The organism is Salinivibrio proteolyticus, from assembly GCF_027286365.1.
GTDB classification, from domain to species: Bacteria; Pseudomonadota; Gammaproteobacteria; order Enterobacterales; family Vibrionaceae; genus Salinivibrio; species Salinivibrio proteolyticus.
Window position 1 is genome coordinate 769,411 of record NZ_CP114584.1, and the last position, 24,276, is coordinate 793,686.

At 49.9% G+C, this 24,276-nt stretch carries 25 protein-coding genes; 16 read left to right on the forward strand and 9 right to left on the reverse strand.

The window, feature by feature from the left end; all coding sequences use genetic code 11:
* Positions 1-7 precede the first annotated feature (7 nt).
* Genes N7E60_RS03760 through N7E60_RS03770 form a run of 3 tightly spaced genes read right to left on the reverse strand, consistent with a single transcriptional unit; the run spans position 8 to position 2,287 of the window.
* Positions 8-568 (reverse strand): peptidylprolyl isomerase, encoded by a 561-nt coding sequence (locus N7E60_RS03760; RefSeq protein ID WP_069587447.1) that lies wholly within the window; start codon positions 566-568, stop codon positions 8-10.
* Between the two features lie 2 nt (positions 569-570).
* Complete coding sequence (locus N7E60_RS03765; RefSeq protein WP_069587446.1) at positions 571-1,140, reverse strand: YajG family lipoprotein; 570 nt, start codon at positions 1,138-1,140, stop codon at positions 571-573.
* Between the two features lie 19 nt (positions 1,141-1,159).
* Positions 1,160-2,287, reverse strand: a complete 1,128-nt coding sequence (locus N7E60_RS03770; protein WP_269598177.1) for a methyltransferase — start codon at positions 2,285-2,287, stop codon at positions 1,160-1,162.
* Positions 2,288-2,480: 193 nt separating this feature from the next.
* Between N7E60_RS03770 and bolA the strand changes: the two genes are divergently transcribed.
* From bolA to dinB, 10 genes are all read left to right on the forward strand, one after another.
* Entirely contained in the window at positions 2,481-2,789 is a 309-nt protein-coding gene (gene bolA / locus N7E60_RS03775) for a transcriptional regulator BolA (RefSeq protein WP_077479418.1), read from the forward strand.
* Between the two features lie 410 nt (positions 2,790-3,199).
* A complete protein-coding gene (locus tag N7E60_RS03780) occupies positions 3,200-4,540 on the forward strand; it encodes a Na(+)-translocating NADH-quinone reductase subunit A (protein ID WP_077455571.1) in 1,341 nt (446 codons plus the stop codon).
* A gap of 3 nt (positions 4,541-4,543) precedes the next feature.
* Positions 4,544-5,785 carry an NADH:ubiquinone reductase (Na(+)-transporting) subunit B gene (locus tag N7E60_RS03785; protein WP_069587442.1) on the forward strand — a complete coding sequence of 414 codons (1,242 nt, stop codon included), beginning with the start codon at positions 4,544-4,546 and terminating at the stop codon, positions 5,783-5,785.
* On the forward strand, positions 5,775-6,578 hold the full coding sequence (locus N7E60_RS03790; RefSeq protein ID WP_077455572.1) for a Na(+)-translocating NADH-quinone reductase subunit C: 804 nt from the start codon (positions 5,775-5,777) through the stop codon (positions 6,576-6,578). The genes N7E60_RS03785 and N7E60_RS03790 overlap by 11 nt, the downstream gene beginning before the upstream one ends.
* Positions 6,571-7,203, forward strand: coding sequence for an NADH:ubiquinone reductase (Na(+)-transporting) subunit D (locus N7E60_RS03795; RefSeq protein WP_069587440.1), 633 nt, complete (start codon positions 6,571-6,573; stop codon positions 7,201-7,203). The genes N7E60_RS03790 and N7E60_RS03795 overlap by 8 nt, the downstream gene beginning before the upstream one ends.
* A 6-nt stretch (positions 7,204-7,209) precedes the next feature.
* Complete coding sequence (nqrE, locus tag N7E60_RS03800) at positions 7,210-7,806, forward strand: NADH:ubiquinone reductase (Na(+)-transporting) subunit E (protein WP_069587439.1); 597 nt, start codon at positions 7,210-7,212, stop codon at positions 7,804-7,806.
* Between the two features lie 31 nt (positions 7,807-7,837).
* Positions 7,838-9,061: an NADH:ubiquinone reductase (Na(+)-transporting) subunit F gene (gene nqrF / locus N7E60_RS03805; RefSeq protein ID WP_269598178.1), complete on the forward strand. Its 1,224-nt coding sequence runs from the start codon at positions 7,838-7,840 to the stop codon at positions 9,059-9,061.
* 84 nt (positions 9,062-9,145) lie between these two features.
* A complete protein-coding gene (locus tag N7E60_RS03810; RefSeq protein ID WP_269598179.1) occupies positions 9,146-10,162 on the forward strand; it encodes an FAD:protein FMN transferase in 1,017 nt (338 codons plus the stop codon).
* Between the two features lie 30 nt (positions 10,163-10,192).
* Positions 10,193-10,414, forward strand: coding sequence for a (Na+)-NQR maturation NqrM (gene nqrM / locus N7E60_RS03815; RefSeq protein WP_069587436.1), 222 nt, complete (start codon positions 10,193-10,195; stop codon positions 10,412-10,414).
* Positions 10,415-10,496: 82 nt separating this feature from the next.
* Positions 10,497-11,546: a DNA polymerase IV gene (dinB, locus tag N7E60_RS03820; RefSeq protein ID WP_077455575.1), complete on the forward strand. Its 1,050-nt coding sequence runs from the start codon at positions 10,497-10,499 to the stop codon at positions 11,544-11,546.
* Here the strand turns inward: dinB and N7E60_RS03825 are convergent.
* Positions 11,543-13,018 carry an aminoacyl-histidine dipeptidase gene (locus N7E60_RS03825; protein ID WP_077661856.1) on the reverse strand — a complete coding sequence of 492 codons (1,476 nt, stop codon included), beginning with the start codon at positions 13,016-13,018 and terminating at the stop codon, positions 11,543-11,545. The two genes, dinB and N7E60_RS03825, sit on opposite strands and share 4 nt — an antisense overlap.
* Before the next feature lie 739 nt (positions 13,019-13,757).
* Between N7E60_RS03825 and N7E60_RS03830 the strand changes: the two genes are divergently transcribed.
* The 6 genes from N7E60_RS03830 (at position 13,758) to N7E60_RS03855 (ending at position 20,002) form a co-directional block, all read left to right on the forward strand.
* On the forward strand, positions 13,758-15,050 hold the full coding sequence (locus N7E60_RS03830; protein WP_069587433.1) for an NCS2 family permease: 1,293 nt from the start codon (positions 13,758-13,760) through the stop codon (positions 15,048-15,050).
* Positions 15,051-15,106: 56 nt separating this feature from the next.
* Positions 15,107-15,562, forward strand: coding sequence for a xanthine phosphoribosyltransferase (gpt, locus tag N7E60_RS03835; RefSeq protein ID WP_069587432.1), 456 nt, complete (start codon positions 15,107-15,109; stop codon positions 15,560-15,562).
* 157 nt (positions 15,563-15,719) lie between these two features.
* Entirely contained in the window at positions 15,720-16,973 is a 1,254-nt protein-coding gene (gene frsA / locus N7E60_RS03840; protein ID WP_269598181.1) for an esterase FrsA, read from the forward strand.
* A gap of 114 nt (positions 16,974-17,087) precedes the next feature.
* The gene (gene crl, locus N7E60_RS03845) at positions 17,088-17,489 is read left to right on the forward strand and encodes a sigma factor-binding protein Crl (protein ID WP_069587431.1); all 402 of its coding nucleotides are present in this window, start codon (positions 17,088-17,090) and stop codon (positions 17,487-17,489) included.
* Between the two features lie 85 nt (positions 17,490-17,574).
* Positions 17,575-18,732, forward strand: a complete 1,158-nt coding sequence (gene proB / locus N7E60_RS03850; protein ID WP_096631132.1) for a glutamate 5-kinase — start codon at positions 17,575-17,577, stop codon at positions 18,730-18,732.
* 16 nt (positions 18,733-18,748) lie between these two features.
* Positions 18,749-20,002 (forward strand): glutamate-5-semialdehyde dehydrogenase, encoded by a 1,254-nt coding sequence (locus N7E60_RS03855; RefSeq protein ID WP_096631135.1) that lies wholly within the window; start codon positions 18,749-18,751, stop codon positions 20,000-20,002.
* Positions 20,003-20,084: 82 nt separating this feature from the next.
* Here the strand turns inward: N7E60_RS03855 and lipA are convergent, their stop codons facing one another.
* The 5 genes from lipA to N7E60_RS03880 all read right to left on the reverse strand — a co-directional run bounded on the left by lipA (position 20,085) and on the right by N7E60_RS03880 (position 24,276).
* On the reverse strand, positions 20,085-21,050 hold the full coding sequence (gene lipA, locus N7E60_RS03860) for a lipoyl synthase (protein WP_269598182.1): 966 nt from the start codon (positions 21,048-21,050) through the stop codon (positions 20,085-20,087).
* Complete coding sequence (gene lipB, locus N7E60_RS03865; protein ID WP_069587427.1) at positions 21,047-21,697, reverse strand: lipoyl(octanoyl) transferase LipB; 651 nt, start codon at positions 21,695-21,697, stop codon at positions 21,047-21,049. Before lipB ends, lipA begins: the two co-directional genes overlap by 4 nt.
* A gap of 84 nt (positions 21,698-21,781) precedes the next feature.
* Positions 21,782-22,051 (reverse strand): DUF493 family protein YbeD, encoded by a 270-nt coding sequence (ybeD, locus tag N7E60_RS03870; protein WP_069587426.1) that lies wholly within the window; start codon positions 22,049-22,051, stop codon positions 21,782-21,784.
* Between the two features lie 142 nt (positions 22,052-22,193).
* On the reverse strand, positions 22,194-23,366 hold the full coding sequence (locus N7E60_RS03875; RefSeq protein ID WP_077675627.1) for a serine hydrolase: 1,173 nt from the start codon (positions 23,364-23,366) through the stop codon (positions 22,194-22,196).
* A gap of 91 nt (positions 23,367-23,457) precedes the next feature.
* Positions 23,458-24,276 carry a septal ring lytic transglycosylase RlpA family protein gene (locus N7E60_RS03880; protein WP_069587425.1) on the reverse strand — a complete coding sequence of 273 codons (819 nt, stop codon included), beginning with the start codon at positions 24,274-24,276 and terminating at the stop codon, positions 23,458-23,460.

Below are 24,276 nucleotides of genomic sequence, written 5' to 3' on the forward strand. Positions count from 1 at the left end.
CTGTCAGCTACTGAGAAGATATTCGAGAGATGCTATTTATCACAATGGGTTGTTGTGGTACGTCTTGCATCCGCTTGCTTGGGATCGTCACGGTTGATTGAGATGAAATGTTTTGCACCGTGACAAAGCCTTCAACTACTCGACCAAAAACGGTGTAGCCAAGCTTGTTGGGCGTGGCGTCCAGAAAGCCGTTATCGTTGATATTAATGTAAAATTGACGCGTGGCCGAATCGGGGTCATTGGTTCTGGCCATCGCAATCGTGGCGCGTCGGTTGCTCAGGCCATTAGTGGATTCATTGTCAACCGTGTCATATACCGGCAGGCGCTCAAGGTCTTTATCAAACCCACCACCTTGGACCACGAACCCCGGGATCACGCGATGAAATTGAGAGCCAACATAGCTGCCATCATCAACATAACGGAGAAAATTAGCCACGGTTTTGGGCGCTTTTTGCTCATCAAGACTGAGCGTAAATGCGCCGAGCGTTGTATCCACCTTCACCAACACTTCCGCCTGCGCTGGCAATGCAGCCAACGCAAGCATGCACATCATGCAGAAGGTACGCATGATTAAAAGTGCTCTTTCATGTGCTTAAGCAACTGCTCGTCGTTGGCAATATCTTGCAGTACCGCCTCAAGCAAGTTGTTCAGAGCCATTTCGATATCATCAGGCGATGCGCTGCTGATCCCTTCTTGGGTTGATTTGCCAGTGTAACGCTTCACGAAGCGACCATCAGGAGACTCTGCGACCAGCTGAAGCTGGACCGACGCTTCCATATTGTGCTTAAACACCGTGTGTTTTACACGCACGAGGGCATCAAGAATATCGAGGCGCAGTGTTCCCGGGCCATTCGCCACTACACGGAAGCCTTGCGAAGAAAGTTGGCGAGAAAGGGTATCTTCTAAGACAACGCGCAGATTCTGGCTAGCATGCAGTGGCTTCACGTTAGAGCGACCACTGTCAATGACAGCCACAAACTGGGCGGTACGCAGATCACGGCTTTTCACAACTACGGGCAAGTTATTCACTTGCTGTTGGTTTGAGGTGGCGGGTTTGGGCGCGATAGTCAGTTGCGGATCACGCGGCGATGAACAGCCTGCTAGGATAAGCACGGCAGCGGCAACGAGCAGTTTTTTCATTGTGTTCAGCATCCTTTACTTAATGTTGGGCGTGTACTGCTTGAAGAATAACGAATTTTTTATTCGACGCAATGACGGAGACATTACCAAAAAGGCGTTTTAACTTAGCATGATAGCCGAGATGTCGGTTTCCGATGACTAAAAGGCGGCCATGATTGGTCAGAACACGTTTTGCGTCACAAAACATTTGCCAAGCAATATGATCGGTAATGGCTTGTTGTTGATGGAATGGTGGATTACACATCACCAAGTCCACATCATGGTGTGCAAACTCGCTCAAACAATCCCGCGCTTCACACTCAAAGCGCGTGGGCGCAATGTGATGCGCTAAAAGGTTACGTTGCGCCGATGCGACAGCCATATGGCTTTCGTCAACGGCATGAATAAAGGCATTTGGATTGTTTCGAGCGGCTTGCAAGGCAAGCACACCATTACCACACCCTAGATCGACAATCCTTTTTAATCCGGGTTCACTCGGAATGTGAGGTAACATCAAATACGCCGCAATATCCAGTTTTTGCGCAGAGAATACATTGGGGAAATTCGCCAGTGTCATGGCGTAATCAGGCACATCGAACGTATGTAGCTGGTCGATTAACTCGGGTTTGTCGTCACGCGGCGTGCAAAATACTAAGCGTGCTTTTTTCTTCGCCAGTGAGGTCACTGTGTTGCCGAGCTGGCGCTCAAACTGGTTTAACGTTGAGGTGTGAATCTCTTTGGCCTTCGCCGCGGCGATGACGGGAATGGATGAATCGGTGATCGCGGCAAGTTGCTGTAATTGCCATGACAACATGCGTGAGCTTTTCGGGATCCGTAATAGCACCACATCGATGCGCTCAGGCAGCGGCTCTAGGCTGGTTAATTGGACGATGCTAGGCAGGGCATTGGCGGCTAAGTTTTGGACAGTTGCTTGTTGTGCCACCACCGAATCACTGACTTGAATCGTGTCATAGCCTTGTTGTGACGCCCAGCAGCTTAGCGCGCCAAAGTGATCATTGATGATCAACACACGCGCACCGGCCGGTAATGACAACTCAGCCACGTGCTCAATCAAGTATTCGTCGGCTGCGTCGAACGCTTGCAGCGTCTCGTTTTTACGTCGGGGATAACGGTGGAGTATTAATGGCTGGCCCGCAGGCGTCGTCATTTCAGTCTTCATCGGAGTTTTTGCGTCGCGCTAGATAAAGTGGGTATATTGTCGCACTCAGCCAGAGACTGCAATTTAAAACGTGGCGTTATCTCTGGTGTTGAAAGCTCACGCCACCGCGAAAGTCGCAAAATCATCAATAGCATCTACACTGAGAGCACCTGTGCTCCCCGTGTAAAATGTGGGAAGCAAAATGAAAATACAAACACAGATCACCGAGAAGCTCGAGCAGGCCTTTTCGCCTAGCTTTCTGGATGTGCGTAATGAAAGCTTTATGCATAACGTGCCAGAAGGATCAGAGAGCCACTTTAAAGTCGTGGTGGTATCAGAGGCATTTGACGGTCAGCGTTTAATTCAACGTCACCGCGCAGTGAATACGACCTTATCTGATGAGTTGGCCCATCATATTCATGCGTTGGCGATCCACACTTACACGCCGCAAGAGTGGGCGTCACAAGCGCAAGCTCCGGATTCACCTGCTTGTCGCGGTGGGGGCAAATAGCGCCAGCGCTGATGTTGATTTTTCACGTTGTGGCAACAAATTCTTACATAAATATGAGCGGTTCGGTGAGTGGTAACTGCGTACGGCTTTCGTTTCATCAGCACAGGCGAGTGTTCGCATTACCTGCTAAGGTGAACAAAAAAACAGCAGTGAAACTGTGAGCTTATAGCGAGTATTGTTTGTACAGGTATGGATAATTGCCACGCTCCAGTGACAATACCCATAGAATCAACGCTGGGGTTAGTGATAGAATACGGCGCTTAAAGACTAACCTAGGCTACCTTTGTGTAACGATTTGGTTAGCAGGATGTTGCGACGGTGGGCCGTCATGGCCGCCAAACAGTCGAAAGTCGTGTCTTTAACTGCGCAATAACAGAATTCTTTTTCCCGTTAATGTAGTGCAAGTGCGTATGATTACAATAAAAAAGGGTTTGGATATCCCTATTGCCGGGACTCCTACTCAGGTGATAAATGACGGCCCAGCCGTCAAGAAAGTCGCCTTGCTTGGCGAAGAGTACGTTGGAATGCGCCCCACCATGCACGCGCGTGTGGGTGATGTAGTGAAAAAAGGTCAGATTCTTTTTGAAGACAAGAAGAATCCGGGCGTGAAATTCACTGCACCAGCAGCTGGTAAAGTGGTTGAAGTTAACCGCGGTGCCAAGCGTGTTCTTCAGTCTGTCGTCATTGAAGTCGATGGAAACGAGCAAGTCACGTTTAATAAATATGAAGCCTCACAGTTGGCATCGCTAGATCGCCAAGCCATTGTTGACCAACTGGTCGAGTCTGGCATGTGGACAGCGCTTCGTACTCGTCCTTTTAGCAAGTCGCCTGCGGTTGATGCCGTGCCGGAAGCTATCTTTGTCAATGCCATGGACACCAATCCGCTTGCCGCGGATCCGAAAGTGATCATTGATGAGCAAAAAGAGGCTTTCGTTGCGGGCCTAGATGTGGTTTCTCGCCTTACCGAAAAAACGGTATTCGTTTGTAAAGCAGACGTAGAGTTACCGACTAGCAAGCAATCAAACGTTGAGCAGCACGTCTTCGCTGGTCCTCACCCAGCGGGTCTTGTCGGTACCCATATCCACCACTTGCGCTCAGCAAGTATGGAAAAAATGGTATGGCATCTGAACTATCAAGACGTCATTGCATTTGGCCATTTCTTTCTGACCGGTGAAATCAACACCGATCGCGTGGTTGCCTTAGCAGGCCCTATGGTCAATAAGCCACGCTTGGTACGTACTCAACTGGGCGCTAACCTTGATGAGTTGACGGACGGTGAGTTGATGGCCGGCGAGAGCCGCATTATCTCAGGCTCTGTACTCTCGGGTACCAAAGCGACTGGTCCTCATGCGTATCTTGGCCGTTTCCACCTGCAAGTGTCTGTATTACGCGAAGGTAATGAGAAAGAGTTGTTCGGTTGGTTATCTCCCGGCAAAAACCGCTTCTCTGTGACCCGTGCGTACCTTGGCCACCTGTTTAAAGGCCAACTTTTCAATATGACCACCTCGACCAACGGTAGTGATCGTTCTATGGTGCCAATCGGTAACTATGAGCGAGTAATGCCGCTGGATATCGAGCCGACTATGCTGCTGCGTGATATCTGTGCCGGTGATACAGATAGTATGCAACAGTTAGGCGCGCTGGAGTTAGATCCTGAGGATTTGGCACTTTGTACATTTGTCTGCCCTGGCAAGTACGAATTTGGCCCAATGCTCCGCGAGAGCCTGGAAAAAATTGAGAAGGAAGGGTAACAGATGAGCCTGAAAAACTTTTTAGAGCAAATCGAGCCACACTTTGAGCCAGGCGGTAAACACGAGAAGTGGTTTGCCCTGTATGAAGCGGTCGCGACCATTTTGTACACGCCAGGCATGGTGACCAAAGCTGGCGCTCACGTGCGTGACAGCATCGATTTGAAACGCATCATGATCATGGTGTGGTTTGCTGTGTTCCCCGCAATGTTCTGGGGTATGTACAACACAGGTAACCAAGCCATTATGGGCCTGAACCATTTATATGAAGGCGCGCAGCTTGCGCAAATCATTGAAGGGAACTGGCACTATTGGCTGACTGAGGCGATTGCGGGGCCGCTTGCGAGTGCAGGTTGGGGCACCAAAATGGTCTTGGGTGCCACCTACTTCCTGCCTATTTATGCCACCGTGTTTATCGTGGGTGGTTTCTGGGAAGTACTGTTCTGTATTATCCGTAAGCACGAAGTGAACGAAGGTTTCTTCGTGACCTCGATTCTTTTTGCACTGATCGTTCCGCCAACGCTGCCATTGTGGCAAGCCGCTTTGGGTATCACCTTTGGTGTGGTGGTTGCAAAAGAAATCTTTGGTGGTACAGGCCGTAACTTCTTGAACCCTGCGTTGGCTGGCCGTGCATTCTTGTTCTTCGCGTATCCTGCTCAAATCTCTGGTGATTTGGTATGGACCGCTGCGGACGGCTTCTCGGGTGCGACAGCACTGAGTCAATGGTCAACCGGCGGTGAAATGGCGCTGATGCACAACGTGACCGGTCAAACCATGACTTGGATGGACGCCTTTATTGGTAACATCCCAGGTTCAATGGGTGAAGTATCGACGCTTGCCATCTTGATTGGTGGTGCGGCGCTGGTTTACATGCGCATTGCATCATGGCGAATCATCTTGGGTACCTTCCTCGGTATGGTCGCCGCGGCAACCTTGTTCAATGTGATTGGCTCTGATTCCAACCCAATGTTTAGCATGCCTGCTCATTGGCACCTTGTACTGGGTGGTTTTGCGTTCGGTATGATGTTCATGGCGACGGATCCTGTCTCTGCTGCGTTCACCAATAAAGCAAAATGGTGGTACGGCATTTTGATTGGTGCGATGGCCGTGATTATTCGCGTGGTTAACCCAGCATACCCAGAAGGGATGATGCTGGCGATCTTGTTCGCGAACCTGTTTGCACCACTGTTCGATAACCTGGTGATTCAGGGCAACATCAAACGGAGACTGGCTCGTAATGGCAAGTAGTAACGATAGTATTAAAAAGACGCTGCTCGTTGTTATCGCATTGAGCTTGGTGTGCTCGATTGTGGTGTCTGGTGCAGCAGTAGCGCTACGTCCTTTGCAACAAATTAATGCAAAGCTAGACGTACAGAAAAACATCCTTTCGGTGGCTGGTATTGATGTCACGGGTGGCAAAAGTGCGATCAATGATGCTTACAACAAGTACATTGAGACTCGTCTAGTCAGCCTAGATGACGGTGAATTTGTTAGCCCTGAGACGGTCAACGTTGAATCGGCAGCTGATTACGATCAGCGTGCGGCTGCCAATGATCCGGCCTTGTCGAAAAAACTGAGTGGCGATGAAAACATTGCCGATATCGGTCGTCGTCCTGACGTCGCTAAGGTGTACTTAGTCAAAGACGAGGCAGGTCAAACTCAGCGTCTGATTTTGCCCGTCAATGGTTCTGGCCTTTGGAGCATGATGTACGCATTCGTAGCGGTAGAACCCGACGGTAATACAGTTGCTGACATCGTTTACTACGAGCAAGGTGAAACACCAGGGCTAGGTGGTGAAGTTGAAAACCCGAAATGGCGCGCGCAGTGGGATGGCAAAAAGCTATTCAACGAGCAGGGCGAGCCAGCGATTCGCATCGTTAAAGGCGGCGCTCCTCAAGGTAGTGAGCACGGTATCGATGCATTGTCGGGTGCGACCCTAACCAGTAATGGTGTTCAGAACCAGTTTAACTTCTGGCTAAGTGACATGGGCTTTGGTCCATTCCTAGCAAAAGTTCGCGAGGGAGGCCTGATCGATGGCTGAAGCTAAAGAACTGAAGAAAAACCTTCTGTCACCGGTACTGGACAATAACCCGATTGCCTTACAGGTCCTCGGTGTTTGTTCGGCCTTGGCGGTGACCACACAGATGCAAACGGCATTTGTTATGACGTTGGCGGTGATGTTCGTAACGGCGATGTCAAACCTGTGTGTTTCTTTGATCCGTAACCACATTCCTAACAGCGTACGTATCATCGTCCAGATGGCGATCATCGCGTCGTTAGTTATCGTGGTTGACCAAACATTGAAAGCGTTCGTGTACGACATTTCTAAGCAGCTGTCCGTATTCGTTGGTCTTATCATTACCAACTGTATCGTGATGGGTCGTGCTGAGGCGTATGCGATGAAGTCGTCGCCATTGCCATCATTTATTGACGGTATTGGTAACTCACTGGGCTACGGTTTTGTGCTGATGACAGTCGCGTTCTTCCGTGAGCTACTGGGCTCTGGCTCAGTGTTTGGTGTGTCTATTCTACCTGTGGTCAATGAAGGGGGTTGGTATCAGCCAAACGGTTTGATGCTTCTGGCCCCATCTGCATTCTTCCTCATCGGCTTTTTGATTTGGATTGTGCGTACCTTCAAACCTGAACAAGTTGAAGCGAAGGAGTAATAGCACATGGAACATTATTTGAGCCTGCTAGTGCGCTCTATCTTCATCGAGAACATGGCGCTGGCATTCTTCCTTGGTATGTGTACCTTTTTGGCCGTATCAAAGAAAGTAAAAACCGCATTTGGTCTGGGTGTGGCCGTGGTTGTGGTACTGACCATCTCAGTGCCGGTTAACAACTTGGTTTACAACTTGGTTCTGCGTGAAGACGCGCTGGTGAAAGGCGTCGATTTGAGTTTCTTGAACTTTGTTACCTTCATCGGCGTTATCGCGGCGTTGGTACAGATTCTTGAGATGGTACTCGACCGCTTCTTCCCGCCGCTTTACAACGCGCTGGGTATCTTTCTGCCGCTTATTACGGTGAACTGTGCCATCTTCGGTGGCGTATCATTCATGGTTCAGCGTGATTACAACTTCGCAGAGTCAGTGGTTTACGGCTTCGGTTCTGGGGTGGGCTGGATGCTAGCCATCGTCGCCCTAGCGGGTATCCGTGAGAAAATGAAATATTCAGACGTGCCGCCAGCACTGCGTGGTTTGGGGATCACCTTTATCACAGTTGGTTTGATGGCATTGGGCTTTATGTCTTTCTCTGGTGTGCAACTGTAAGCCGGGTAAACTGCGAGAAAAGGAATAGTCAATGGACATTATTCTTGGTGTAGTGATGTTTACTCTGATTGTACTGGCGCTGGTATTGGTGATTTTGTTCGCCAAGTCCAAGCTGGTACCAACCGGTGACGTCACAATTGATATCAATGACGATCCTGAAAAGGCGATCGTTACTCAGCCAGGCGGTAAACTGCTTGGTGCACTGGCCGGTGCTGGTGTGTTTGTTTCTTCTGCCTGTGGTGGTGGTGGTTCATGTGGCCAGTGCCGCGTAAAAATCAAAGAAGGTGGCGGTGATATTCTGCCAACCGAGCTTGATCACATCACCAAAGGTGAAGCACGTGAAGGTGAACGTCTGTCATGTCAGGTTGCTGTAAAGCAAGACATGAAGATCGAATTGCCAGAAGAAATTTTTGGCGTGAAGAAGTGGGATTGTGAAGTTATTTCTAACGACAACAAAGCCACGTTCATCAAAGAGCTGAAGCTGCGTATACCTGACGGTGAGTCTGTACCTTTCCGTGCAGGTGGTTATATTCAGATTGAAGCGCCAGCGCACCACATTAAGTACTCTGACTTTGATATTCCTGAGGAATACCGCGAAGACTGGGAGAAGTTCAACTTGTTCCGCTATGAGTCAAAAGTGGATGAAGAAATCATCCGTGCTTACTCAATGGCGAACTACCCTGAAGAAGAAGGCATCATCATGCTGAACGTGCGTGTGGCAACGCCACCACCACGTAACCCTGATGTGCCACCAGGCCAAATGTCGTCTTACATTTGGTCACTGAAGCCGGGTGATAAGTGTACGATCTCAGGGCCGTTTGGTGAGTTCTTCGCGAAAGATACCGACGCTGAAATGGTCTTTATCGGCGGTGGTGCCGGTATGGCACCAATGCGCTCGCATATCTTTGACCAACTTAAACGACTGAACTCAGATCGTAAGATCACTTTCTGGTACGGTGCACGTTCTAAGCGTGAAATGTTCTACGTTGAAGATTTCGATATGCTTCAAGAGCAGAACGATAACTTCAAGTGGTACTGCGCACTGTCAGACCCACTACCAGAAGATAACTGGGATGGTTACACAGGCTTTATCCATAACGTGCTTTATGAAAACTACCTTAAAGATCATGAAGCGCCAGAAGACTGTGAATACTACATGTGTGGTCCACCAATGATGAACGCAGCCGTTATCGGTATGCTGAAAGACTTAGGTGTTGAAGACGAAAACATCCTTCTGGATGACTTCGGCGGCTAAGATCGCAACGTGTGACTTACCTTTTAATGGCTGGCCTTTGGGTCAGCCATTTTACGTATCAACCTCGCGTCGAAGGACACCCATATGAAGAAGTTTTGGTTAGGCTGTGTGGCAACGCTGACACTGCTCGTGGCTTTGGTCGGTTGTGAGCGTTCACCTGAGCTGGTCCATCTTAATGGCAGTACAATGGGCACGTATTACTCCATTAAGTACATTGCAACGGAAAACACGCCCGAGAAGGCTGTTATCCAAAAAGAAATCGATAAGCGTTTGGAGCTGGTGAATGACCAGATGTCGACGTATCGAGACGATTCGGAGCTGAGCCGTTTCAATCAACATCGTGCTGACTCTCCGGTTGAGGTATCTGACGCGACGGCGAAAGTGGTGAAAGAAGCTATGCGTCTTAACGCCTTCACCGATGGCGCGTTAGATGTCACGGTTGGACCGTTAGTGAATCTTTGGAGCTTTGGCCCTGAAAAACGACCAGAGAATATTCCGACCGACGAAGAAATCGCACAGCGAATGGCGATGACGGGGTTAGATAGCCTGTCTTTATCGGGCAATCAGTTGACCAAAACCAATCCTGACCTTTATGTCGACTTGTCAACGATCGCCAAAGGATACGGCGTAGATGTGGTCGCTGAGTATTTGGCGTCACTTGGTCTCGATAACTATTTGGTTGAGATTGGTGGTGAGTTACAATTAAAAGGTGTGAACCAAGACGGCGTACCTTGGCGCATCGCGATTGAAAAGCCTAGTGCCGGCACACAGTCGGTGCAAGAGATTATTGAGCCTGGGGATATGGCGGTTGCCACGTCAGGGGATTATCGCAATTACTTTGAGCATGATGGGGTACGCTATTCGCACATCATTGATCCAGCAACAGGACGACCGATTCATCATCGCTTAGTGTCTGTCACTGTGTTGGACCCGTCTTGTATGACGGCGGATGGTTTGGCAACAGGCTTCATGGTACTTGGACCAGAGAAAGCCGTTGCATTGGCAAATCAAGCCAATATTCCTGCCTTTATGGTAGTGAAAACGGATGACGGTTTTAAAGAAATCGCATCTGAGGCGTTTAAGCCTTATTTAAAGCGTTAAATACGCAATAACGATAGTAGGTGAGCAATTATGTCAGTATTTCTTATCACCTTTGCTGTTTTTGTACTTGTGATTGCAGGGATGGCGATCGGCTACATCGTACAGCAAAAAACCATCAGTGGGAGCTGTGGTGGCCTAGGCGCAATCGGTATTGAAAAAGAATGCGACTGCCCAGAGCCGTGCGATGCACGTAAAAAGCGAGAAGCGCGTGCAGAGAAAACCCGTGAGTGGAAGAAAAACCAAATTATCTAGCAAAGACCTGACGCGATCAGGTGTACAGTAGATAGCCACCAGTGAGTCACTCTGTCTTATCTGGTGGCCATGCAGGATTGTCATGAAGAAAATCATCCATATCGACATGGATTGTTTCTATGCGGCAGTGGAGATGCGTGATAACCCTGCCTTACAACAGGTGCCTCTTGCGATTGGCGGGTCACCTGATGGGCGAGGGGTGATTGCAACCTGCAATTATCCCGCGCGTCGCTTTGGGATCCGTTCCGCGATGGCGACAGCTCAAGCACTTAAACTATGTCCCGGTCTGACGGTTATGCGTGGCAATATGGCCAAGTACCGCGCCGTTTCTCAGCAGCTTCATGCTATTTTTCATCGTTATACCGATATTATTGAGCCCCTCTCTCTTGATGAGGCTTACTTAGATGTTACAGATTGCGACAGTCATCAAGGCTCGGCAACCCGCATTGCAGAAGCGATTCGTCACACCATTCGCGACGAGCTATCATTAACCGCGTCGGCAGGCGTCGCGCCAATCAAGTTTCTCGCCAAAGTCGCCTCAGATATCAACAAACCGGATGGCTTATGCGTGATCACCCCTGACGAGGTCGACACCTTTGTGGCTGAGCTCCCTTTGCAATGCATTCCGGGCGTAGGACGTGTCACCTTAACCAAGCTTCATGAACTGAATTTGTTTACCTGTAGAGATGTGCAGTGTAGCGATCATGGTGAACTGATCCAGCGGTTTGGTAAATTTGGGCAGGTACTATGGCAGCGAGCACACGGTATTGATCGACGTCCAGTGCAAGTGGAGCGGATACGTAAATCCGTTGGCGTAGAGCGCACTTTATCGCAAGATCTTGCGGCGCTGAATGATTGTTTACAGTGGCTAGATACTTTATACGAAGAGCTCCAACGGCGACTCGAAAAAGCCGATGCGAATGGACGGATTTGTCGCCAAGGGGTCAAACTCAAATTCAACGACTTTCAAACCACGACGGTTGCACACCGCTGTGAGCGGTTAGATCGAGGGCTATTTGATACCTTGTTGCATGAAGCGTTTTATCGAGGCGAGGGTAGAGCGGTGCGGCTGATTGGTTTGTCGGTAGGGCTGGGGGACGACAATGACCCCCAGCTAAGTTTACTCGCTTAAGCGCGCTTTTCAGGAATCGCTTTTAAGATAGCGCGCATTTGTTGCCAATAGTGACCCACACTTTCAATGTTCACTTTCTCATCAGGTGAGTGAGGGAACTTAATCGTTGGACCAAACGAGATCATATCCATATCCGGATAAGGTTTTTTAAATAGACCGCATTCTAATCCCGCGTGGATCACCATGATATCAGGCTTACGCTGATAGATAGCTTCATAGGTATCGCGGAAAATATGCATGATTTCAGAGTCCGGATCAGGCTTCCACCCCGGGTATGCGCCGGAAAACTCGACGGTCACGTTTGCTAAACCGGCCAGTGAGCGCAGCATGCCTTGCACCATTTCTCGCCCTGAATCGATCAATGAGCGGATCAAAAACAATCCCGTAATAGTATGCTCATCGGTTTGGATAACGCCTAAGTTCAGTGAGGTTTCTACCACACCCGGAACATCATCGCTCATCCGTATAACACCGTTTGGCGCCGCGTTTAAGGCCGCGAGTAGCCGAGATTGTACGGCACGGGTCAATGGGTCGGCTTGATTGTCGGACGCATCGAGTACAACAGTGACGTTCTCCTCCAAGCGTCCCAACTCATCGTGAAGCAACTGCGCGTAGTTATCTATCGCCGCGGCTAATGCGTCTTTTTGTTCGACTGGCACGGCAATATCTGCAAAGGCTTCACGCGGGATGGCGTTACGCAATGTGCCGCCTCGCAATGCAATTAGACTGACATCAATCTCACTGAGGTGATGGCTGAGCATGCGTGCAAGTAGCTTATTGGCATTGGCGCGACCCGTGTGAATATCCACCCCAGAGTGGCCGCCTTTTAGGCCTTTTATACCGACGGTAAAACGCGCAAAATTGTCGCCGATGGGATGACGCTCGACCGGAAAGTGCATGCTAGCATCGACGCCGCCCGCACAGCCCATGTAGATTTCTCCTTCTTGTTCGGAGTCTGTGTTCAGTAACACTTCTCCTTCAAGCCAGCCTGCTTCTAGGCCAAATGCACCGTCCATCCCAGCTTCTTCGTTGGTGGTGAGCAACACTTCGAGCGGACCATGTTCAATGTCATCAGCCGCTAAGACGGCAAGGCAGGAGGCCATTCCAATACCGTTATCGGCGCCTAATGTCGTGCCATCCGCCGTGACCCACTCGCCATCGATATAAGGGCGAATCGGATCAGTGGTAAAGTCGTGCTCGGTGTGCTCGTTTTTCTGCGGCACCATATCAAGGTGGGCTTGTAGTACTACACCTTTGCGGTTTTCCATTCCCGGCGTCGCCGGTTTGCGGATAAAAATATTGCCAGTGGGATCTTGGCGAACCTCTAAACCTCGGCCTTTCGCCCAATCGACAATGAATGCTGCCAATTGTGCTTCGTGGTAAGAGGGATGTGGAATAGCACAAATCTGGTCAAAAAAAGCCCAAACAGGCTGGGGTGATAATTGGCTGATCTCAGACACGGTAGACTCCATTTTATTTTATTGTTGGCCTTTTAAACAGTAGGCCTTACTGAAATAGATGGACTTTACCAAGCATACCACTGTCGACTAGGTGGTGACAGTCGCAGGATCAAGGGAAGGAAAAACAGAGTGCATGCCGGATATCTAGGCGTGCAGGGCGTAATAAAACTACCAAATATGAACTTTTTGTGACTCTAGTCACTCTATTTCTTGTAATATAATTACGTGTGGGTTATTATCTAGACACTGATAACACAGGTTATCGATTGTTCATGGAGTGAACCCGAGTATTCGCCTCCAAGGAACCGAGACAAAATGTGAACAACATTAGGTTTAAACTTGAGAGAGGTAAAAACGATGGAAGGTATGGTATCTAACTACTACTGGAACCAACAGTCAGTGTATACCAAAGGATTTACGTATCCGGCGCCGTTCGGGTACCGCAAGTAAGTTTTACGATTCCCCCGCTCTTACAGAGACATTTCTGATCCAGAAGCAAACGCTTTAGTTCTGGCGCCACACAATGTTGTGGCGTTTTTTTTATGGGTGGTATGTCAGGTGCCTGATAAGCCAGTCATGATAGACAATCTTGTTGGCAACCATCACGAGAGCCATGACATTCCGATCAATTCATGCGGTTTCGTGCTGGAAATTTCCTTCATCGATCGGTAAGATTTGCGCCAATTTTTGACACGCAAACGTTTTCCTTTTGCATCTTATGATGCGCCACCTTTTATTCGGGATACCAACGATGTTAGAGCGTTTATTTAAACTCAGCGATCATGGCACGGATCTTCGCACCGAAGTTATTGCCGGTGTGACCACCTTCCTCACCATGGCCTACATCATTTTCGTGAACCCATCTATTTTGGCTGAAGCAGGAATGGACAAGGGCGCCGTATTTGTTGCCACCTGTTTGGCTGCTGCCGTCGGCTGTTTTGTGATGGGAATTGTCGCCAACTATCCGGTCGCTCAAGCGCCAGGTATGGGCCTTAACGCTTTCTTCACCTACACAGTGGTGCTGCAAATGGGCCACTCGTGGCAGGTTGCGCTGGCTGCGGTGTTTATTTCGGGCTTGTGTTTTATTCTACTCAGTGTGTTGAAAATTCGTGAGTGGATTATCAACTCGATTCCTATGTCACTGCGCACCGGTATCTCGGCGGGTATCGGTTTGTTTTTAGCGCTCATCGCACTGCAAAACGCGGGGATCGTCGTGGATCACCCGGCAACCCTTGTCGCACTGGGTGATGTGACGGCATTTGCCCCAGCGATGGCAGCACTTGGCTTTTTCCTCACTATCGGTTTGGTGCATCGTGGCCTAAAAGGGGCGGTCATGATTGCGATTTTAGTGGTCACCGTGATTGGTATTGTCGCGGGGGATGTCCCTTACCATGGCGTGATGTCTGCGCCGCCAAGCCTCGCGCCGACCTTTATGCAGCTTGATTTTGCCGGAGCCCTTGAAGTTGGTCTGGTGTCTATTGTGTTTGCATTTTTGTTTGTTGACCTCTTTGATACTGCAGGAACCTTAGTGGGTGTGGCACAGCGCGCGGAACTTTTGGACAAAGATGGTAAACTGCCGCGTTTAAATCGTGCATTACTGGCAGACAGTACCGCGACATCGGTCGGGGCGCTTTTAGGCACGTCGAATACAACCTCATATATTGAAAGTGTGTCAGGGGTAGCAGCGGGTGGCCGTACAGGACTCACTGCTGTCGTTGTGGGGATCTTATTCTTGCTTGCGCTATTTTTTGCGCCGCTAGCAGGTATGGTCCCAGCGTATGCAACAGCTGGCGCTCTCTTTTATGTTGCGATTTTGATGATGTCAGGTCTTGTAGGGATTAACTGGCGAGATTTGACCGAAGCCGCACCGGTGGTCGTGGTGTGCTTGCTGATGCCGCTCACTTACTCGATTGCGAGCGGGATTGGCCTTGGCTTTATTGCGTTTTGTGCCGTAAAAACCTTTGCGGGCAAAGGGCGTGAGGTCCCTGTCAGTATCTGGATCTTGGCTGGATTGTTCTTACTCAAGTTCGTTTTCTTGGTGTAAAACAGCCGCCCACATTGACGTTATAACAAGGCGAGAAACGCCACGAGGTTTTCATCATGAGTAACAAGTTCATCATCACCTGGGACAACATGCAGATGTACACACGCCAATTGGCGGAGAGGCTGCTACCCGCTGACCAGTGGCAGGGAATTATTGCTGTGAGTCGCGGTGGCTTGGTGCCTGCCGCCATTCTGGCCCGTGAGCTAGGCATTCGCTATGTCGATACGGTGTGTATCTCGAGCTACGATCATGATCATCAGCGCGATATGCGTGTCGTGAAACAAGCACCGGGGGATGGTGAAGGCTTTATTGTGGTGGACGACTTGGTTGATACAGGCGGAACCGCAGAAATGGTGCGCCAACTCTATCCTAAAGCACGCTTTGTGACTGTAAGCGCCAAACCGGCGGGTAAGCATCTTGTTGACGATTATATCGTCGATATTGCGCAAGACACATGGATTGAGCAGCCGTGGGATATGGCGGTGAGCTATGTGGATCCGATTGCCAAATAATAGCCAGCAAGGTTATTGATAATCTGCTGTCAACAAAACGTCGCACACAGTTGCGGCGTTTTTTCGTTTCTAGGGACGCGATTGACTGAAAATCATGGCCTTGCTGTGAGTATGGTTTACACTAGGAGCGTCATAAACTGAACGCTCGGGAGTGAACGTGTCGGAAAGCGAATCTCAAAATTTGTCGGTCAAGCTGTTTGCCAAACACAGACATGCCAAAGAAACGTCGACATTGTTTGGCGCTATCCAGCAAATCGATCAAGCGAGTTATTCGGCGTTTGATGGAGATAGTGAGCGCAGCTGGTATCGAATGCGGCGTCGTGGACAATGGACGTGGCAAGGAGTGGATCCGGTAGAGATGGAAGCCATTTTTGCCCGTATTGCTCATTCGGATAATTCACGCTCCGTTGACAGTCTGCTGGATACGGTAGAAGGCTACCGCTCGGGAAATTGGAACTACGAGTGGACAGCAGTGGGCATGCAGCACCAAAAGCGCGCCCAAGCGCTGGTAGACAAAGGAGAGCATCAAGCAGCGAGTCAGCAATGGCTGCAAGCCTGTACCTATTTCGGTATCGCGGCGTATCCTCACCTCAAAGGCGATACGCTCGCTTTGCAATCGGAAACGCTGGCCTACAAAGCCTTTGAGCATGCCATGGATAAGCTTCCCTTCACGGTTAAAACCGTAGAAACAACGCTCGATGGCAAATCGCTAAAAGGTTACCTGTATCTGCCAAGAACCGATGCGACTCTGCCGGTGGTTATTCTCAGTGGCAGCTTAGACAGTTTGCAAACCGATTTATGGCGGGTATTCGTCGATTACTTTGCTCCCGCAGATATCGCAGTATTGACCTTAGATATGCCCTCAGTGGGGCACAGCAGTCATTGGCATCTCAATGAAGATACCAGCCGCTTACATCGTGCCATGTTAGATAAACTGGCGGAGGTACCTTGGGTGGATCACCACCGCGTGGGCACCATGGGGATCCGGTTTGGCGCCAATCCAGCGGTTCGGTTAGCCTTTCTTGAACCACATAGAGTCAAAGCGAGTGCGGCGCTGGGAGGCATCGTGCATTCGCTATTAACCAATGCACAAATGATGAAGAAAATGCCGCCCATGTACCTCGATACACTAGGGTCGCGGCTCGGTCGCCATATTCCTATCGACACGCTTCGGACACGCTTGCAGGCGTGGTCACTCAAAAACCAAGGCTTACTCACCGGACGGCGCACCGATGTGCCCATTTTAGCCTTGAGCTTAAAAGGTGATCCGGTTTGTCCAGAATCCGACAATAAACTGATTGCGACCTATAGTCGTGGTGGTAAAGCGGTGACATTGCCGAATACGCCTTTGCATGACGGCTATCATCGTGCGTTGTGTGAGACCGTCTCTTGGTTTGCCAATATTTTGTAACTAAGGTGGCGAAGGTGTGATCGAGTGCGGAAAGCGGGGGATTGGCGTTCACCTGATTGATAACGTCATGATATACCTTGAACTTAGGTAGATAGAGTGCCACTGGAGGACACCATGACCCAAACGCTCCCGCTTTCTCATGGACGGTTAAAAACACGTTTTACTGCGCTGGGCCCTTATTTTCGTGATGGGCAATCTGATGAACAAAGCTATTTTTTTGATAGCTTGTCTGTCTGCGTCGATGCGAAAAAGGAGCCCGACGCGCGCGAATTCTGGGGCTGGTGGCTAGTGCTTACCCCAGAAGACGATGGGTTCCGTTATCACTACGGTTATGGCCTCTATGACGAGCACGGGGAATGGTTAGCAAAAGCTGTCCCTGCCAAACAGCGCGCTGAGGTTGAGAAAACCCTTGATAGTTTCTACACCAAATTATGCCAATTGGTGGTCGATGAACTATCGCTCTCCCTTTCCCCAAGTCAAAAACTGACCGAGCCTGAACTCGCCCTTTCTAACTAAAACGTGATTTGCCTGATTTCAGTCCTTGTTAAATGGGCATGGGATTGATAAAAGAGACATCTATCTTTTAGTCAATCAGGCAATCATGACAGTTCAAGACGCGCTTCGAGACGGTGACATTGCAGCCACCGTCTCTTCTCAAACCATCGTTGTAAAATTAGGCACCAGTGTGCTGACTGGCGGTTCGCAACACCTTGACCAAGCCCACATGGTTGAGTTGGTTCGTCAGTGCGCGCGCCTGCGCCAACAAGGCCATCAAGTGATCATTGTCTCTTCGGGAGCGATTGCTGCTGGACGAGAGCACCTTGATTATCCGGTATTGGCTGACACGGTCGCCAATAAGCAGATGCTCGCAGCCGTCGGGCAGTGCCGTTTAATTCAAACCTGGGAGCATCTTTTCAGTCTTTATGGCTTTCAAGTCGGACAGATGCTGCTGACCCGCGCTGATTTGGATCACCGCGAGCGTTTTCTCAATGCGCGAGACATGCTCCATGCTTTACTCGACAACGGCATCATTCCCATTGTGAATGAAAATGATGCGGTGGCGACATCTGAGATCAAAGTCGGTGATAACGACAACCTCTCAGCGCTGGTGGCAATTTTAGCCAACGCAGATAAATTATTGCTGCTTACTGACCAACCCGGACTCTTTACGGCGGATCCGAGAACGCAACCCGATGCCGAGCTTATTCGGGAAGTCCATACGATTGATGAAACCTTACGCAAATTAGCGGGAGGCAGTGTTACAGGTCTTGGCACCGGTGGCATGGCTACGAAACTGCAGGCTGCAGATATTGGGCGACGTGCGGGCATAGAAGTCACGATTGCCGCTGGCAGCAAGCCTGAAGTGATCCAAAACGTGGTCGCCGGTAACAGCGCAGGCACTCGATTCTTGCCGTTAGAAAGCCCATTAGAGAGCCGTAAACGCTGGATATTAGCCGGACCACCTCCTGCGGGAGATATTACCATTGATACCGGTGCGGTGACGGCAGTGACGCAAAAAGGTAGCAGCTTGCTGAGTAAAGGCATCGTACGCGTCAAAGGTGACTTTGCGCGTGGTGAAGTCGCACGCATTTACTCTGTAGAGGGGCAATGCCTTGCGCGCGGTATTTGCCGTTATTCCGCGGCCGATCTTCGCCGTATTGCAGGTGCACATAGCCAACAAATCGCAGATATTTTAGGCTATGAGTATGGACCGGTAGCCATACACCGAGACGACCTTGTCGTTATTGGCGATCAATAAAAGAGATGCACACAACATGAGTTTACAAATGATGGGGAAAGCGGCCAAAGAGGCGGCTTACCAACTCGCGACAACTTCCACCACGAAAAAAAATCGCGCGCTGATCTTCATTGCGGACGAATTAGAGGCGCAACAAGCGAGTATTTTAGCGGCTAACCAAACGGACTTAGAAGCCGCACGCGCGGCGGGTATGAGCGAATCGTTGATCGACCGCTTAGCACTCACGCCAGCACGTTTATCGGCGATTGCTGCAGATGTGCGTAATGTGGTGTCGTTGCCCGATCCGGTTGGGCAAGAATTTGACCATAAAGTGCTCGAAAATGGCCTTTCGTTATCGAAGCGCCGTGAGCCTCTGGGGGTTGTCGGTGTGATTTATGAAGCGCGCCCTAACGTCACCATCGATATTGCCGCACTGTGTCTAAAAACGGGCAATGCCAGTATTTTACGTGGTGGTAAAGAAACCTTTGCGACCAACCAAGTGTTGGTCACTGTGATTCAATCTGCACTGAGCAAGGCTGAACTACCGCAATCAGCGGTGCAATACATCGAAAAGCCTGACCGAGAATTGGTCGCAGAGCTGCTGACCATGGACGAGTACGTGGATATGATTATTCCGCGCGGCGGTGCTAGTTTGCATAAAATGTGTAAACAAAACAGCACGATTCCGGTGATTATTGGTGGTTTTGGGATCAGCCATTTATATGTGGATCAAAGTGCCGATCTTGAACGCGCACCGGATGTGATCATTAATGCGAAGACAGACCGTCCATCCGCTTGTAACGCTTTGGATACGCTATTGGTGCACAAGCAAGTCGCGGCACAGTTGTTTATACGCCTGATCCCAGCGCTTAACGCACAGAAACTGAAGATTGTCGCAGCGAATAGTGCTTTGCCCTACCTTGACGGTGTCGCACAGCTTCGTGAAGCCGCTGAGGGAGACTTTGATACTGAATGGTTGGGTCCAACGCTCGGTGTTGCTGTGGTTGACGATGTGCACGACGCGCTCGGTCATATGCGCGAACACAATGCGAGCCATTCAGACACGATTCTGACCAATGATATTGATGCTGCTGAAGCCTTTATCAATGGTGCGGGCTCGGCTGCAGTCTATGTCAATGCTTCAACCCGTTTTACTGACGGTGCCCAGTTTGGTTTAGGCGCGGAAGTGGCTGTTTCAACGCAAAAGCTGCATGCGCGCGGCCCGATGGGACTCGAAGAGCTGACCACGTATAAGTGGGTCGGAAAAGCAGATTACCTGACGCGTCAATAACTTAAGCATACAAACGCAAGTTATATGCAAAACGTAAAAAAGCCGCGCGAGCGCGGCTTTTTTGTATTTTCAGCATAGAGACTTATTTAATCTCGACACCTTTGGCTTGCAAATCAGCATGGTATGAAGAGCGGACAAAGGGACCACATGCAGCATGGGTAAAGCCAAGATCCAGCGCGATAGCTTTGAGCTCATCAAACTCTTCGGGCGGCACATAACGTTCAACCGGAAGGTGATGGCGGCTTGGCGCAAGGTATTGACCTAATGTCAGCATGGTGACACCGTGGGCACGTAGGTCTTTCAGAACCTCAATGATCTCTTCCTTGGTTTCGCCCAAGCCCATCATGAGTCCAGACTTAGTAGGAACATCTGGGTGCATATCTTTGAACTTTTTCAGCAGATCCAGTGACCACTGATAGTTGGCACCGGGGCGCGCTTTACGATACAAGCGAGGCGCTGTTTCTAAGTTATGGTTAAACACATCCGGTGGATTATCACGCAGGATATCTAGGGCGCGATCCATTCGGCCTCGGAAGTCAGGTACCAAGGTTTCGATTTTGATTTCTGGGTTGAGCGCACGGATCTCACGGGTACAGTCGGCAAAATGCTGTGCCCCGCCATCGCGAAGGTCATCGCGGTCAACTGAGGTGATCACGACATAACGAAGCTTCATGTCTTTAATAGTTTGCGCCAGATGCTTGGGTTCGTCCGCATCAGGGGCAACTGGACGGCCATGGGCGACGTCGCAAAATGGGCAACGACGGGTACAAATCGCACCCAAAATCATGAAAGTGGCGGTACCGTGGCTAAAGCACTCTGCCAAGTTTGGACAGGAGGCCTCTTCACACACAGAGTGGAGGTTGTTTTTGCGCATCGCATCTTTAATTTCTTTGATGTGAGAGGTCTCGGCAGGGAGCTTGATCTTCATCCAATCAGGCTTGCGCAGCACTTCTTTTTGCTCGGTCGGCATATTTTTGACCGGGATAAGCGCCATCTTTTCGGCATCGCGGTACTTAACGCCGCGTTCCATCTGAATCGGTTTGCTCATAAATCGCTGCTTTCCGTTGTAACCTCAACCTGAGTATATCCCAGTTGTTGAGTTAAAGTGTCTACTAGCACAGGTTGGACGTCTGTTAGGGTTGCGCCTTCAACCTGATCACTCAGTTGCGTCATCGCCATCCCCGCATACCCACAGGGGTTAATGCGTTGAAATGGAGATAAATCCATATTGATGTTGAGTGCCAGTCCATGGAATGAGCACCCGCGACGAATACGGAGCCCAAGGGAACAGATTTTTGCGCTATCCACATACACACCGGGCGCATCGGGACGCGCGTAGGCGGTTACGCCATAATGGGCGAGGGTAGCGACAACGAGATTTTCAATATGGCTAACCAGTTCTCGAACGCCGACTTTTTTACGTTTTAAATCAATTAAAAAGTAAACGACTAACTGACCGGGACCGTGATAGGTCACTTGTCCCCCTCGATCTGATTGTACGACGGGGATGTCTCCAGGGACCAAAACGTGTTCCGGTTTACCCGCTTGACCTTGGGTGAAGACGGGATCATGTTCGACCAACCAGACTTCGTCACAAGTATGTGCATCACGGCTATCCGTGAAGTCACGCATCTGCTGCCAGGTTTGCGGATAAGGTCGGCGGCCCAGATATCTAACAACTAGTTGGTGCTGCAAACCGATTACCCATATTGTTATCTGTGGGGGTATTATAGAGGTTGGCGGCGTGATTAAAAGCCGCCAGCCGTGTGGGTATTCTGATTAAAGAACCATACGAACGATTTCGATCTCGCCAAGTTCTTTATACAAGGTTTCTACTTGCTCGATAGAGGTGGCAGTAATGGTCACCGATACCGAGTGATAGTTACCTTTTGCGCTAGGTTTCACCTTTGGGCTGTAGTCACCTGGCGCATGTTGCTGGATCACACCTAGAACAAGGTCCGGCAGTTCAGGCTTAGCATGGCCCATAACCTTGTAAGTAAACTGACAAGGAAACTCCAGCAAGTCTTTTAGTTTTGGTTGCTCTTGCATGTTAACTCCCAATGGGCAGGCCGAGAACGGCATACCTATGTGCGATGGATCACGATTAACGCGAAATACTAATCTGCTCTGGGACAGAAAACAAGCCGCCCACCAAGTTGGTGGGCGGGAATGGGACTAAATGGTAAGCGGCTTAGCCCAGTAAGTTTTGAAACATCATAACAATGTAATCAATTAACCGGCTGAATAATCCACCTTTTTCGACGTCGTTCAACGCAACCAGAGGGTATTCGGCAACATCTTCGCCATCCACTTGATAGAACAGCTTGCCTACTACATCCCCTTTGCTGATCGGTGCTTCAAGGGTTTTTTCCAGCACGAAGCTCGCTTTTAGATCTTGTGCTTTGCCGCGAGGAAGTGTGACGTAGGTATCTTCGGTCACCCCGAGTGACACTTCATCGGTATCACCCATCCACACTTTTTCAGTCACAAAGGTTTCATTTGCTTTGTGTGGGGCGACGGTTTCGAAGAAACGGAAGCCATAGTTCAATAGCTTTTTACTTTCAGCTTTACGTGCGTTAGCACTTTTGGTGCCCATCACGACAGCAATCAAACGCATCTCGCCTTCAGTGGCTGAGCTCACCAAGTTATAGCCGGCACCATCGGTATGGCCCGTCTTGATACCGTCAACGTTAAGGCTCTTGTCCCACAATAGGCCATTGCGGTTGTATTGGGTGATCCCGTTGTAGGTAAACGCTTTCTCTTTGTAAATGCGGTATTCCGCTGGCACATCACGGATCAGCGCCTGCGCCAATAACGCCATGTCATAAGGGGTAGTGTAAAGATCTTTAGAGTCGAGGCCATGCACATTCGAGAAATGCGTGCTGTCCATGCCCAGTGTTTCACCCCAACGGTTCATCAGATCCACAAAAGCATCTTCAGAGCCCGCGACATGTTCCGCCATCGCGACACAGGCATCGTTGCCTGATTGAATGATAATGCCTCGGTTAAGGTCGGCTGCTTTCACCGTGGTCCCGACTTCGATGAACATCTTGGATGAACCTGGGAAGTTTTTCGCCCACGCATTTTCGCTGATCACCACGTCATCATCCATGGAGATGTTGCCGCGCTCAACCTCTTGGCCAATCACATAACTGGTCATCATCTTGGTGAGGCTGGCCGGGTTAAGGCGTTTGTAGGCATTATTTTCGGCAAGGACTTCACCGGAGTGGTAGTCCATAAGCACGTAGCCCTTGGCGGCAATTTGTGGAGCATCGGGTACAACAGCGGGCGCGGCTTGGGCCGTCACTGATACGAAAAGCGCAGCAGATAGCAATGTACGCATGCGGGAAACGGATTTTTTCATCATTTTTAGTACTTTTGTCGGTTATCGATGTCGATACTGTAAGCTCACTATACCAAATTGGGCACAGAGAGACAGGCTCGATTCCTTTAACTCACTGATTGTTTGTTTTAGCACTTGTGACAGATGTGTCGTCATTAACAAGTGCTTCGGTGACGATAAAAGCGCCCGGCAGTTGATGCTGTTTAGCAACTTGCATCGCTTGCTGAGCTTGGCCACGGTCGTAAAACGGACCAAAACGCACACGGTACACTTGGTCGCGGCGAGCAATGTGGGTAGGTAGACCGTGTGCTTTCGCTAATTGTTCCGCACTTTGGCTGGCTTTTAAGCCATCGGACAATGCAAGCAACTGGACATAGTACGCATGATGGCGGGCCGAATGCCACTCATCTTGCGCGGGTTTCTCTGGAGAGATTAAACGAAGTGCGACTGGTGCGGTACCTGTTTGCAAAACACCAAGCTTTTTTGCAGCCGCATAGCTGAGATCAATCAGGCGCTCGTTATGGAAAGGGCCGCGATCGTTGACGCGTACAATCGCTTTTTTACCGTTATTTTGATTGGTGACTTCGACGTAGCTCGGCAAAGGCAAGGTTTTGTGCGCCGCAGACATGGAATACATGTCATACACTTCGCCATTAGAGGTTTTATGGCCGTGGAATTTTTGGCCGTACCAAGAGGCAATACCCGCCTCTTGGTAACCGCGAGGCTCACGGAGTATTTCGTAGCGTTGACCATTTAAGGTGTAGTCTTTGTTGCCAGCTAAGCTATAAGGCTCATACCTTGGCTGGGCATCATCAGTGTGCACCTGCTCAGGAAGGCGCTCGGGTGCTTGGTCGTCAGCCATTTGATATCGGCCCTGTTGCGTACTGCACGCGCTCAGGAGCATGGCGAAAAGAATTACAATCGCTCGCAT